Source organism: Pseudomonas sp. T8 (assembly GCF_024610635.1).
In the GTDB taxonomy this organism is placed as follows: domain Bacteria; phylum Pseudomonadota; class Gammaproteobacteria; order Pseudomonadales; family Pseudomonadaceae; genus Aquipseudomonas; species Aquipseudomonas chlororaphis_I.
Window position 1 is genome coordinate 4,886,852 of sequence record NZ_CP102374.1, and the last position, 12,505, is coordinate 4,899,356.

The 12,505-nt window shown below is 62.2% G+C and carries 10 protein-coding genes; 9 read left to right on the top strand and 1 reads right to left on the bottom strand.

Annotated features, from left to right (window positions below; translation table 11 throughout):
• Nucleotides 1-15: 15 nt before the first annotated feature.
• The 9 genes from bioF to NRG23_RS22045 all read left to right on the top strand — a co-directional run bounded on the left by bioF (nucleotide 16) and on the right by NRG23_RS22045 (nucleotide 11,290).
• Nucleotides 16-1,194 (top strand): 8-amino-7-oxononanoate synthase, encoded by a 1,179-nt coding sequence (gene bioF, locus NRG23_RS22005; protein WP_101283755.1) that lies wholly within the window; start codon nucleotides 16-18, stop codon nucleotides 1,192-1,194.
• Complete coding sequence (locus NRG23_RS22010) at nucleotides 1,187-1,918, top strand: alpha/beta fold hydrolase (RefSeq protein WP_041984820.1); 732 nt, start codon at nucleotides 1,187-1,189, stop codon at nucleotides 1,916-1,918. Before bioF ends, NRG23_RS22010 begins: the two co-directional genes overlap by 8 nt.
• Nucleotides 1,911-2,723: a malonyl-ACP O-methyltransferase BioC gene (bioC, locus tag NRG23_RS22015; protein WP_038636318.1), complete on the top strand. Its 813-nt coding sequence runs from the start codon at nucleotides 1,911-1,913 to the stop codon at nucleotides 2,721-2,723. Before NRG23_RS22010 ends, bioC begins: the two co-directional genes overlap by 8 nt.
• Nucleotides 2,720-3,400 (top strand): dethiobiotin synthase, encoded by a 681-nt coding sequence (bioD, locus tag NRG23_RS22020; RefSeq protein WP_124302209.1) that lies wholly within the window; start codon nucleotides 2,720-2,722, stop codon nucleotides 3,398-3,400. Before bioC ends, bioD begins: the two co-directional genes overlap by 4 nt.
• Nucleotides 3,401-3,507: 107 nt before the next feature.
• On the top strand, nucleotides 3,508-3,804 hold the full coding sequence (locus tag NRG23_RS22025) for a hypothetical protein (protein ID WP_009051193.1): 297 nt from the start codon (nucleotides 3,508-3,510) through the stop codon (nucleotides 3,802-3,804).
• Between the two features lie 302 nt (nucleotides 3,805-4,106).
• The gene (locus NRG23_RS22030) at nucleotides 4,107-5,912 is read left to right on the top strand and encodes a phenylacyl-CoA dehydrogenase (RefSeq protein WP_009051192.1); all 1,806 of its coding nucleotides are present in this window, start codon (nucleotides 4,107-4,109) and stop codon (nucleotides 5,910-5,912) included.
• Nucleotides 5,913-6,130: 218 nt separating this feature from the next.
• Nucleotides 6,131-7,423 (top strand): GGDEF domain-containing protein, encoded by a 1,293-nt coding sequence (locus NRG23_RS22035; protein ID WP_009051191.1) that lies wholly within the window; start codon nucleotides 6,131-6,133, stop codon nucleotides 7,421-7,423.
• Nucleotides 7,424-7,513: 90 nt separating this feature from the next.
• Nucleotides 7,514-9,310, top strand: a complete 1,797-nt coding sequence (locus tag NRG23_RS22040; protein WP_110175540.1) for an acyl-CoA dehydrogenase C-terminal domain-containing protein — start codon at nucleotides 7,514-7,516, stop codon at nucleotides 9,308-9,310.
• Nucleotides 9,311-9,511: 201 nt separating this feature from the next.
• On the top strand, nucleotides 9,512-11,290 hold the full coding sequence (locus tag NRG23_RS22045; protein WP_023969156.1) for an acyl-CoA dehydrogenase C-terminal domain-containing protein: 1,779 nt from the start codon (nucleotides 9,512-9,514) through the stop codon (nucleotides 11,288-11,290).
• A 237-nt stretch (nucleotides 11,291-11,527) separates the two neighbouring features.
• Here the strand turns inward: NRG23_RS22045 and NRG23_RS22050 are convergent, their stop codons facing one another.
• Entirely contained in the window at nucleotides 11,528-12,436 is a 909-nt protein-coding gene (locus NRG23_RS22050; protein WP_038636329.1) for a LysR family transcriptional regulator, read from the bottom strand.
• Nucleotides 12,437-12,505 lie beyond the last annotated feature (69 nt).

Below are 12,505 nucleotides of genomic sequence, written 5' to 3' on the forward strand. Positions count from 1 at the left end.
GCCTGCGAGGCCAGCATGTCTTTCGATCTCCGCGCGCGTCTCGCTGCCCGTCGTGCCGAAAACCTCTACCGTCAGCGCCCACTGCTGGAAAGCCCGCAAGGGCCGCAAGTGGTGGTCGACGGCCAGCCATTGCTGGCGTTCTGCAACAACGATTACCTGGGGCTGGCCAATCATCCGCAAGTGATCGAAGCCTGGCGCGCCGGTGCGTCCCGCTGGGGCGTGGGCGGTGGCGCCTCGCACCTGGTAATCGGCCACAGCACGCCCCACCACCAGTTGGAAGAAGCCCTGGCCGAGTTCACCGGCCGCCCGCGAGCACTGCTGTTCACCACCGGTTACATGGCCAATCTCGGCGCAGTCACCGCGCTGGTGGGGCAGGGCGACACGGTGCTGGAAGACCGCCTCAACCACGCTTCGTTGCTGGACGCCGGCCTGCTCTCCGGCGCGCGCTTCAACCGTTATTTGCACAATGATGCCGAGAGCCTGGCCAAGCGCCTGGAGAAAGCCACCGGCAATACCCTGGTGGTCACCGATGGCGTGTTCAGCATGGACGGCGACCTGGCCGACCTGCCGGCCCTGGCTCGCGAAACCCGGGCCAAGGGTGCCTGGTTGATGGTCGACGACGCCCATGGGTTCGGGCCGCTGGGGGCCAACGGCGGAGGAATCGTCGAGCACTTCGGTTTGAGCCAGGACGATGTGCCGGTCCTGGTGGGCACCCTCGGCAAGGCGTTCGGCACCGCCGGCGCCTTTGTCGCCGGCAGCGAGGAGCTGATCGAAAGCCTGATCCAGTTCGCCCGTCCTTATATCTACACCACCAGCCAGCCGCCGGCCCTGGCCTGCGCCACCCTGAAAAGCCTGGAGTTGCTGCGCAGCGAGCACTGGCGGCGTGAGCACCTGAACACGCTGATCCGCCAGTTCCGCCAGGGCGCCGAGCAGATCGGGCTGACCCTGATGGACAGCTTCACGCCGATCCAGCCGATCCTGATCGGCGACAGCGCGCGGGCGATTCGCCTGTCACAAATGCTGCGCGAGCGCGGCCTGATGGTCACCGCGATTCGTCCACCGACCGTGCCCGCGGGGAGCGCCCGCCTGCGGGTGACCCTGTCCGCCGCCCACAGTGAGGCTCAGGTCCAGCTATTGTTGAATGCACTGGCGGATTGTTTTAGCGAACCAGGACCGGAGCCAAGCCATGCGTGATCGACTGATTCTGCTGCCCGGTTGGGGTCTCGGCGTATCGCCGCTGGAGCCCTTGGCGGCGGCTCTGCAGGGGCTGGACGAACACCTGCGGGTCGAGATCGAACCGTTGCCGGAGCTGGAGTCCAGCGATCTGAATGAGTGGCTCGACGAACTGGACGCCAGCGTGCCGGACAACGCCTGGCTCGGTGGCTGGTCGCTGGGTGGCATGCTGGCTTCCGAGCTGGCGGCGCGTCGTGGCGAGCGCTGTTGCGGTTTGTTGACCCTGGCCAGCAACCCCAGTTTTGTGGCTCACGCTGAGTGGGCGAGTGCGATGCTGGGGGAGACCTTCGACGGGTTTCTGGCCGGCTGCAACGCCGACCCGCGCACCACCCTCAAGCGCTTCAGTTTGCTCTGTGCCCAGGGCGCCGAAGATCCACGCGGCCTGTCGCGCCTGCTGTCGGGCGGCGCGCCGCATACCTCGGGCGCGGTGTTGATGGCTGGCCTGGAATTGTTGGCGCAGTTGGACACTCGCCATGCTCTGCAGGCGTTTCGTGGGCCGCAGTTGCATCTGTTTGCAGGGCTTGACGGACTGGTGCCGGCCGAAGCCGCGGGTGAATTGCTGGCGTTGTTGCCCGATGTCGAAGTTGGTCTGATTGAACAGGCCAGCCACGCGTTTCTTCTGGAGGATCCCCACGGTGTGGCGGGGGCGATCCAGGCTTTTTTGCATGAGTCCGGCGATGACTGATCTGTCCCTTCCCAAGCCCCCCGGCAGCTTGCCCGACAAGCGCCAGGTGGCGGCTTCCTTTTCCCGCGCGGCGTCCAGTTATGACAGCGTGGCGCAACTGCAGCGCGATGTCGGTCACGCGTTGCTGAGCCGCCTGCCGCAAGGTCGCGAGCCTGGCCGCTGGCTGGACATGGGCTGCGGCACCGGTTATTTCAGCCGCCTGCTGGGCGAGCGCTTCCCGGCCAGCGAAGGGCTGGCGCTGGACATCGCCGAAGGCATGCTCGAGCACGCCCGTCCGCTGGGCGGGGCGCAGTATTTCATTGCCGGCGATGCCGAGCGTTTGCCGTTGCAGGGGCAGAGTTGCGAACTGATTTTCTCCAGCCTGGCAGTGCAGTGGTGCGCGGACTTCCGTTCGGTCCTCAGCGAGGCGCATCGAGTGCTGAAGCCGGGCGGCGTGCTGGCCTTTGCCAGCCTGTGCGTCGGTACGCTGTACGAATTGCGCGACAGTTGGCGTCAGGTCGACGGCATGGTGCATGTCAACCGCTTCCGTGAGTTCAGCACGTATCAACAGCTGTGTGCGGCGAGTGGCTTGCAGGTGCTGAGCCTGGAAACCCGTCCGCATGTGCTGCACTACCCTGATGTGCGCAGCCTGACCCATGAGTTGAAGGCCCTGGGAGCGCACAACCTCAACCCTGGACGGCCCGGCGGGCTGACAGGGCGGGCGCGGATCAAGGGCCTGATCGACGCCTACGAACAGTTCCGTCAAGCGCAGGGATTGCCCGCGACCTACCAGGTGGTCTACGCCGTATTGGAGAAGCCGCTATGAGCCGAGCCTATTTCGTTACCGGAACAGACACCGATGTTGGCAAGACCACCGTCGCCGCCGGCTTGCTGCATGCTGCGCGGCTCTCGGGGCTGAGCACGGCGGCCGGGAAGCCGGTGGCTTCGGGCTGCGAGCTGACCCCCAAGGGGCTGCGTAACGCCGATGCGCTGGCCTTGCTGGCCGAGTGCTCGTTGCCGCTGACCTACGATGAAGTCAATCCACTGGCCTTCGAACCGGCCATCGCTCCCCATCTGGCGGCCCGCGAGGCTGGCGTGGCGTTGACTGTGCAGGCCTTGCTGGCGCCGATGCGCCAGGTGCTGGCCAAGGGCGCGGACTTCACCCTGATCGAAGGGGCCGGCGGCTGGCGAGTGCCGCTGGCGGATCAGGACAATCTGTCCGACCTGGCCATGGCCCTGGGTCTGCCAGTGATCCTGGTGGTGGGCGTGCGCCTGGGCTGTATCAACCATGCCCTGCTGACGGCCGAGGCGATTGCCCAGGACGGTTTGCAACTGGCGGGTTGGGTGGCCAACATCATCGAGCCGAAGACTTCGCGGCTCGAGGAGAACCTCGCCACGCTGGCAGAGCGCCTGCCTGCTCCTTGTCTGGGTCGGGTCCCGAGATTGAAGGCGATCAGCGCCGAAGCGGTGGCCGAGCATCTGCAACTGGACCTGCTTGACTAGATTTTGCCTATGATAAGGCACTATGCCATTAGTGTTTTTGACGGGTCTTTTTCTGGCGCGTCTGCTTCAATAGCCGCTGTTCATTCCTTGCAGGGTCGAGTCCTCCCATGGAAATTTCCGGGAATACCGCTTTCTACGCCGGCCTGAGTACCGTGCAGACCGGGCAGAACCGTGTCGATCAGGCGGCCAGCCAGATCGCCAGCACGACCATCGAACGTTCTGTCACCAGCCAGTCTTCCGAAGTCCAGGTCGAGCGCTTACGATCCGTCGACCGCAGCCAGCAATCGGACCTGGCCAGCAACATGGTCGAGATGTCCATGGGCAAGATCCAGGCGGAGCTGGGCGTGAAAGTCGCCAAGGCCGCCGATGAAGTGCTCGGTACGCTGATCGACACCTACGCTTGACCCTCCCTCGGTAGCCCTGGCCGTTTTTGCGGGCAGGGTGGCCCGCGCAAGAACACCCTGCACATCCCCTTCTACCGTCTTGCTGGCCTGCCAGTTCCTACACTCAATTTAGCTTCCGAATATTTCACGGCATTCGCTGTGGGCCTTGGCGTGCAAGGCCTGCAGAGGATCGATGACGAACGGTGTTTGCGTGGTGCTTGACAAGGTTTGGGCGTAAACGTATGTTTCAAACAACTGTTTGACCGCCACAATAAATCAACGCGGTTGTTCATTCCCGGTTACATCAGCAGAGGTTTATCGCTATGCCTGACTACAAGGCCCCCTTGCGTGATATTCGCTTCGTTCGTGACGAGCTGCTCGGCTATGAAGCGCACTATCAGAGCCTGCCGGCTTGCCAGGACGCTACTCCAGACATGGTTGACGCCATCCTCGAGGAAGGCGCGAAGTTTTGTGAGCAGGTACTGGCCCCTCTGAACCGTGTGGGTGACCTGGAAGGCTGCACCTGGAGCGAATCCGGCGTTAAGACCCCGACTGGCTTCAAAGAGGCTTACAAGCAATTCGTCGAAGGCGGCTGGCCAAGCCTGGCTCACGATGTCGAGCATGGCGGTCAAGGCCTGCCGGAGTCCCTGGGCCTGGCTGTCAGCGAAATGGTCGGCGAAGCCAACTGGTCGTGGGGCATGTACCCAGGCCTGTCCCATGGCGCGATGAACACCATCTCCGAGCACGGCACGCCTGAGCAGCAAGAGGCTTACCTGACCAAGCTGGTATCCGGCGAGTGGACCGGCACCATGTGCCTGACCGAACCGCACTGCGGCACCGACCTGGGCATGCTGCGCACCAAGGCCGAACCTCAGGCCGACGGTTCCTACAAAGTCACCGGCACCAAGATCTTCATCTCGGCCGGTGAGCACGACATGGCCGACAACATCGTCCATATCGTTCTGGCCCGCCTGCCGGATGCGCCGGCTGGCACCAAAGGCATTTCGCTGTTCATCGTGCCGAAGTTCCTGCCGAACGCCGATGGCTCCGTCGGCCAGCGCAACGCCGTGAGCTGTGGTTCCCTGGAACACAAGATGGGTATCCACGGCAACGCCACCTGCGTGATGAACTTCGACGCGGCCACCGGTTTCCTGATCGGCCCGGCGAACAAAGGCCTGAACTGCATGTTCACCTTCATGAACACCGCTCGCCTGGGTACCGCGCTGCAAGGCCTGGCCCACGCCGAGATCGGTTTCCAGGGTGGCCTGAAATACGCTCGCGATCGTCTGCAAATGCGTTCCCTGACTGGCCCGAAAGCGCCGGACAAGGCCGCCGACCCGATCATCGTGCACCCTGACGTACGTCGCATGCTGTTGACCATGAAGGCTTTCGCCGAAGGCAACCGTGCCATGGTCTACTTCACCGCCAAGCAGGTCGACATCGTCAAATACGGCGTGGATGAAGAAGAGAAGAAGAAAGCCGATGCACTGCTGGCCTTCATGACGCCGATCGCCAAAGCCTTCATGACCGAAGTCGGCTTCGAAGCCGCCAACCACGGTGTGCAGATCTACGGTGGCCACGGCTTCATCGCCGAGTGGGGCATGGAGCAGAACGTTCGCGACAGCCGCATTTCCATGCTGTACGAAGGCACCACCGGCATCCAGGCGCTGGACCTGCTGGGCCGTAAAGTGCTGATGACCCAAGGCGAAGCCCTGAAAGGCTTCACCAAGATCGTCCACAAGTTCTGCCAGAGCAACGAAGGCAACGAGTCGGTCAAAGAGTTCGTCGCACCGCTGGCTGCGCTGAACAAGGAATGGGGCGAGCTGACCATGAAGGTCGGTATGGCAGCCATGAAAGACCGTGAAGAAGTTGGTGCCGCGTCCGTGGACTACCTGATGTACTCCGGTTATGCCTGCCTGGCTTACTTCTGGGCCGACATGGCGCGCCTGGCTGCCGAGAAGCTGGCTGCCGGTACCACCGAAGAGGCGTTCTACACCGCCAAGCTGCAGACTGCGCGCTTCTACTTCCAGCGCATCCTGCCACGTACCCGCACTCATGTTGCGGCCATGCTGTCGGGTGCCAACAACCTGATGGACATGAAAGAAGAAGATTTCGGCCTGGCTTACTAAGCCTTACCGAGGTTCATTCAGAAGCCGCTTCTCCTTCGGGAGAAGCGGCTTTTTTGTGCGCGGAATGAATCTGAAAATAATCCGACTAAAACGTTAAGAAGAAGTCGATCCCTGCCGTTACAGAGGTGGCAATGTGACATGTGTCACATTTGTGCTGTTTAACTATGCCAGGCGAAGGCATAGTGCCATCAACTGTTTAGCCGCGTCGGAGCTTTACCTTGCCGCGTTCTTCTGCTGTACGTTTCAGCCATTTTCTTCCGTCATTGTTACTCCTGCTTGCGGGGCTTGCGGCCGCCTACGTCAAGGATCTCAACGTCTTCTTCACCTCGCTGTTCAACGTCCTGCCGACCCTGGTGCTGTTGCTCGGCGGCGCCTACTGCGCGGTGTATCGACGCCAGCGTGAACTGTTCCTGATGGTCACGGTGTACATCGCCTATTTCCTGCTCGATACCCAGACCGACTATTACCGCGACAACGGCAAGGTGCGCGAGGATGCGGCCGTGGTGTTCCACTTGGTCTGCCTGCTGCTGCCGCTGCTGTTCGGTCTGTTCGCGGCCTGGCAGGAGCGCACCCACCTGTTCCAGGACATGGTGGCGCGCTTTGCCGTATTGCTTGCCTTTGGCAGTGTGGCGCTCGGCCTGGAGCAGAGTTATCCCCAGGCGCTGCTGACCTGGCTGGCGGAAATCCGTTGGCCGGCCCTGCATGGCGCCTGGATGAGCCTGATCCAGTTGTCGTACCCGGTGTTTCTCGCCGCCTTCCTGTTGCTGGCGATCCAGTACTGGCGCAACCCGCGCCCGCTGCATGCGGCGCAACTGGTGGGGTTGCTGGGGCTGTTCTGGATGCTACCCAAGACTTTCATCCTGCCCTTTACCTTGAACATCATGTGCAGCCAGGTGATGTTGATGATCGCCGCAGCCGTTGCCCACGAGGCGTATCAGATGGCGTTCCGCGACGAACTGACCGGCTTGCCGGGCCGCCGCGCCTTGAACGAGCGCATGCAGCGCCTGGGCCGCAACTATGTGCTGGCGATGAGCGATGTCGATCACTTCAAGAAATTCAACGACACCCACGGCCACGACGTGGGCGACCAGGTGCTGCGCCTGGTCGCCAGCAAGCTGTCGAAAGTCAGTGGCGGCGGTCGCGCCTACCGTTATGGCGGCGAGGAGTTTGCGGTGGTGTTCGCCGGCAAGACCCTCGAGGAATGCATGCCGCACCTGGAGGTCATTCGCGAGACCATCGCCAACTACAACATCCAGTTGCGCAATCAGGAGAACCGCCCCCAGGACGACCAGCAGGGGCGTCAGCGCCGGGGCGCGGCCGCAGCGTCCAGCGTGTCGGTGACCGTCAGTATCGGTGTCGCCGAGCGGCAGATGGAGCACCGCTCGCCGGAAGAGGTGCTCAAGTCCGCCGACCAGGCGTTGTACAGCGCCAAGGGCGCGGGGCGTAACTGCGTCATGGCCTTCGGTCAGAACCGCCGTGGCGCGGTGCGCATGGACACCGCTGCGGGTTGAGTGATAGCGGCGCATTCAGCGTCTGGACTGTGATTGGCAGGTCGGATGAGCGGCAGTAGGTTGGATCGATCTGCTGCCGGAGAAACCACCATGCCCGAGTACAAAGCTCCCCTGCGCGACATGCGCTTTTTGATCGACCACGTCTTCGACTTTCACTCCAGTTACGCCGCGCTGGGGGCCAGCGATGCCAGCCCGGACATGGTGGCCGCGATCCTCGACGAAGGGGCGAAGTTCTGTGAAAACGTACTGGCACCGCTGAACCGCTCCGGCGACGAAGAAGGCTGCCATTTCGACAATGGCGTGGTCACCACGCCCAAAGGCTTCAAGCAGGCTTTCGCCCAGTATGTGGAAGGCGGCTGGCACGGCCTGGCAGCGGACCCGAGCTACGGTGGCCAGGGCCTGCCGCATTCACTGGGGTTGGTGATCAGCGAGATGGTCGGCTCCAGCAACACTTCCTGGGGCATGTACCCGGGCCTGACTCAAGGTGCCATGTCGGCGATTCATGCCCACGGCAGTGAAGAACAAAAGCAGACCTACCTGAGTAAGCTCACCGCCGGCCAATGGACCGGCACCATGTGCCTGACCGAAGCCCACTGCGGCACTGACCTGGGCATCATCAAGACCCGCGCCGTGCCCCAGGCCGACGGCAGCTATGCGGTCTCCGGCAGCAAGATTTTCATCTCGGCCGGCGAGCACGACATGAGTGAAAACATCATCCACTTGGTGCTGGCCAAGCTGCCGGATGCGCCGGCGGGCACCAAGGGTATTTCGCTGTTCATCGTGCCCAAGTTCCTGCCCAACGCCGACGGCGAGGCGGGCGAGCGCAATGCTGTGAGCTGCGGCTCCATCGAGCACAAGATGGGCATCAAGGCCTCGGCCACCTGCGTGCTGAACTTCGATGGCGCCAAGGGGTTCCTGATCGGTGAGGCCAACAAGGGCCTGAACTGCATGTTCACCATGATGAACCACGCGCGCCTCGGTACCGGGATGCAGGGGCTGTGCCTGGGCGAGGCGAGCTTCCAGGGCGCAATCAAATACGCCAACGACCGTCTGCAGATGCGCTCCCTGACCGGGCCGAAGGCGCCGGACAAGGCCGCCGACCCGATCATCGTCCACCCCGATGTGCGGCGCATGCTGCTGACCATGAAAGCCTTCAACGAAGGCAATCGTGCCCTGGCCTATTTCACCGCGCAGTTGCTGGACGTGGCGCACCTGGCCGCCGATGAGACCCAGCGCCAGGATGCCGAGAACCTGTTAGCCTTCCTGACGCCGATCTGCAAGGCCTTCATGACCGAAACCGGGCTGGAAGTGACCAACCACGGCATGCAGGTGTTTGGCGGGCATGGCTTCATCCGCGAATGGGGCATGGAGCAACTGGTGCGCGATTGTCGCATCGCCCCGATCTATGAAGGCACCAACGGTATCCAGGCCCTGGATCTGCTGGGGCGCAAGGTGCTCGGCAGCCAGGGCAAGCTGCTGATGGGCTTCACCAAGATCGTCCATAAGTTCTGTGCGGCCAATGCCGAGCATCCACAGCTCAAGGGGCATGTGGCGCAGCTCAATGGGCTCAACCAGCAGTGGGGCGCGCTGACCACCAAGGTCGGGATGGCGGCGATGAAGAACCCCGATGAGGTCGGGGCCGCGGCGCTGGATTACTTGATGTACAGCGGTTACATCATCCTCGCCTATCTGTGGCTGCGCATGGCGCTGGTGGCCCAGGCCCGGCTCGATGCTGGTGAAGAGGATGCCGATTATTGCCAGGCCAAGCTGGCGACCTGCGAGTTCTACTTCAAGCGCCTGCTGCCGCGCACGGCGTCCCATCAGGCAGCGATCGAGGCGGGCAGTGATTGCCTGATGAAGCTGCCGGCGGAGCTGTTTGCGTTCTAGGTTTCCATGTAATCGTCCATCGCGGGCAAACCCACTCCTGCAGGCTTTTGCGGAGATGGGTTTGCCTGCGATTTGTTGTGACTAAAAATTACATAAAAGTCACTAGTTGACCCTATGTGTCGCAAAAGTTGTTCGGGTACACTCGAGCTTTCGTAAATGGGGCCGTTCGGGCCCACTTGTTTAGATCTTGCGAGGTTTGCCATGGCTGACTACAAAGCGCCCCTGCGCGATATGCGCTTCGTCCTCAATGAAGTTTTCGAGGTCGCCAAACTCTGGGCCGAACTGCCTGCTCTGGCCGACACCGTCGACGCTGAAACCGTCGAAGCGATTCTTGAGGAAGCCGGCAAAGTCACCGGCAAAAGCATCGCCCCGCTGAGTCGCGGCGCGGATGAAGAGGGCTGCCACTGGAGCGACGGCGCGGTCACCACGCCCGCAGGTTTTCCACAGGCCTACCAGACTTATGCCGAAGGCGGCTGGGTTGGCGTCGGCGGCGATCCGACCTACGGCGGCATGGGCATGCCCAAGGCGGTATCGGCCCAGGTCGAGGAAATGGTCAACTCAGCCAGCCTGTCGTTCGGCCTGTACCCGATGCTGACCGCGGGGGCCTGCCTGTCGATCAACGCCCACGCCAGCGAAGAATTGAAGGCGGCCTATCTGCCGAACATGTATGCGGGCGTTTGGGCCGGCTCCATGTGCCTCACCGAGCCCCATGCCGGCACCGACCTGGGCATCATCCGCACCAAGGCCGAACCGCAGGCCGACGGCTCCTACAAGGTCAGCGGCACCAAGATCTTCATCACCGGCGGTGAGCACGACCTGACCGAGAACATCATTCACCTGGTGCTGGCCAAGCTGCCGGATGCGCCAGCGGGGCCGAAAGGCATTTCGCTGTTCCTAGTGCCGAAGTTCCTGGTCAACGCCGACGGCAGCCTAGGTGCGCGCAACCCGGCGAACTGCGGGTCGATCGAACACAAGATGGGCATCCAGGCCTCGGCCACCTGTGTGATGAACTTCGACGAAGCCGTCGGCTACATCGTCGGCGAGCCGAACAAAGGCCTGGCGGCGATGTTCACCATGATGAACTACGAGCGTCTGGGTGTCGGTATCCAGGGCCTGGCCTCGGGCGAGCGTTCCTACCAGAACGCCGTGGAGTACGCCCGCGATCGCCTGCAAAGCCGCTCGCCGACCGGCCCACAAGCCAAGGACAAGGTCGCCGACCCGATCATCGTGCACCCCGACGTGCGGCGCATGCTGCTGACCATGAAAGCCGCGAACGAAGGCGGCCGCGCGTTCTCCACCTATGTGGCGATGCAACTGGATACCGCCAAGTTCAGCGAAGACGCTGTGGTGCGTAAGCGCGCGGAAGATCTGGTGGCCCTGCTGACGCCGGTGGCCAAGGCTTTCCTCACCGATCTGGGGTTGGAAACCACGGTTCACGGCCAGCAGATTTTCGGCGGCCACGGCTACATCCGCGAATGGGGCCAGGAACAGCTGGTGCGAGATGTGCGCATTACCCAGATCTATGAAGGCACCAACGGCATCCAGGCGCTGGACCTGGTCGGGCGCAAGATCGTCGGTAGCGGCGGGGCGTTCTACAAGCTGTTCGCGGACGAGATTCGCCATTTCACCGCAACCGCCAGCGCCGATCTGGCCGAGTTCACCAAGCCATTGAACGATGCGTTGGATAACCTGGACGAGCTGACTGCCTGGCTGCTGGATAGGGCCAAGAGCAATCCGAACGAAATCGGCGCGGCCTCGGTCGAATACCTGCAAGCATTCGGATACACGGCGTACGCCTATATGTGGGCATTGATGGCCAAAGCGGCCCTGGGCAAGGAGTCGCAAGACGATTTCTACGCCAGCAAGCTGGGTACCGCGCGCTTCTACTTCGCCCGGCTGCTGCCGCGTATTCACTCGCTGAGCGCATCGGTGAAGGCGGGTAGCGAATCACTGTTCCTGCTGGATGCGGCGCAGTTCTGAGTATGTGCGCGTCATGTAAGCTTTCTCTTACATGACGTGCTGCTAATCACCCATATCGGCAGATTGGATCCAGAGCTAATCTACTTCACATGGACGTCGCGCAGGAAGCGCAAAGCAATAACACGGACACGTAGGATTCCGCCAGGATGGTGGAGTGAAAAGGATGTCAGGGAAACAGTCTGCAAAGCCCCGCTTCGGCGGGGTTTTCTTTTGCCCGCGTTTTTTATCTGCGCTTGTTCAACCAAGCCCTTCCAGCGTCGCCGGGCCGCTCATTTCTTCTTCCAGCAAGGTTCGCAGCAACGCCAGGGTTGCCTGCTGACGCTGCACATCACGACATACCAGCCCCACTTTCAACGGCACCCTCGGTTCGCTCAGCGGTTTCCATAGCAGGTCCGTATGACTGTGGGTCTGACGCGAGCGCCCCGGCAGGACCGTGGCCAGGCGGGTGTTGGGCAGGCTGTCGAGAATCCCCGCCATATTGTTCAGTTCCGCCTGTACCTGTGGCCGGCGTCCGAGATTGGCCAGTTGCGCCTGCCAGATCTGGCGTATCTGGAACTCCTCGCCCAGCAACAGCATGGGCAGCTCCGCGGCCTGGCTCATGGAGACTTTCTTGAATTCGCGCAGGGGATGTTCGGCGGGAATCACCAGGGTCAACTCATCTTCGTAGAGTTGCACACCGTGTAGTCCCGGTTGGCGCGGGGGCAGGTAACTGATACCGATATCCAATGAGCCATTGAGCAGGCGCCGTTCGATTTCCAGGCCGGTCAGTTCATAGATCTGCACCACCAGATGCGGCTGGGCCTTGCGCACTCGTTCGAGCATCTGTGGCACCAGGCTGCTGTGCACGGTTTGCAGTACGCCGATTGCCAATGTGCGCAGGGCTTGGCCCTTGAAGTTGCCCAGGGCTTCGCGAGCTCGCTGCATGCCGTCGAGCAAGGGTAGGGCATGGTTGTACAGGGTATGGGCCGCCAGGGTCGGTAACAGGCGCTTGCTGCTGCGTTCGAACAGGCTGACGTCGAGGTTCTGTTCCAGCTGACGGATCTGTTGCGAGAGCGCGGGTTGGGAGATCGACAGGCGCTCGGCGGCGCGTCCCACGTGACCTTCTTCATACACCGCGACGAAATAACGCAGTTGTTTAAAATCCATAAGTTCTGCTTATCGAAAAAGCTGGAAAATCGAAATGGCCCGATAGGCCACAGAAGCCTAGTCTAACCC

What these genes read in the sequence shown, in the direction of transcription:
- NRG23_RS22050 (WP_038636329.1), bottom strand. Translation starts at nt 12,436, where the DNA reads ATGGATTTTAAACAACTGCGTTATTTCGTCGCGGTGTATGAAGAAGGT.
- NRG23_RS22040 (WP_110175540.1), top strand. Translation starts at nt 7,514, where the DNA reads ATGCCCGAGTACAAAGCTCCCCTGCGCGACATGCGCTTTTTGATCGAC.
- NRG23_RS22030 (WP_009051192.1), top strand. Translation starts at nt 4,107, where the DNA reads ATGCCTGACTACAAGGCCCCCTTGCGTGATATTCGCTTCGTTCGTGAC.
- NRG23_RS22010 (WP_041984820.1), top strand. Translation starts at nt 1,187, where the DNA reads ATGCGTGATCGACTGATTCTGCTGCCCGGTTGGGGTCTCGGCGTATCG.
- bioC (WP_038636318.1), top strand. Translation starts at nt 1,911, where the DNA reads ATGACTGATCTGTCCCTTCCCAAGCCCCCCGGCAGCTTGCCCGACAAG.
- NRG23_RS22025 (WP_009051193.1), top strand. Translation starts at nt 3,508, where the DNA reads ATGGAAATTTCCGGGAATACCGCTTTCTACGCCGGCCTGAGTACCGTG.
- bioF (WP_101283755.1), top strand. Translation starts at nt 16, where the DNA reads ATGTCTTTCGATCTCCGCGCGCGTCTCGCTGCCCGTCGTGCCGAAAAC.
- NRG23_RS22045 (WP_023969156.1), top strand. Translation starts at nt 9,512, where the DNA reads ATGGCTGACTACAAAGCGCCCCTGCGCGATATGCGCTTCGTCCTCAAT.
- bioD (WP_124302209.1), top strand. Translation starts at nt 2,720, where the DNA reads ATGAGCCGAGCCTATTTCGTTACCGGAACAGACACCGATGTTGGCAAG.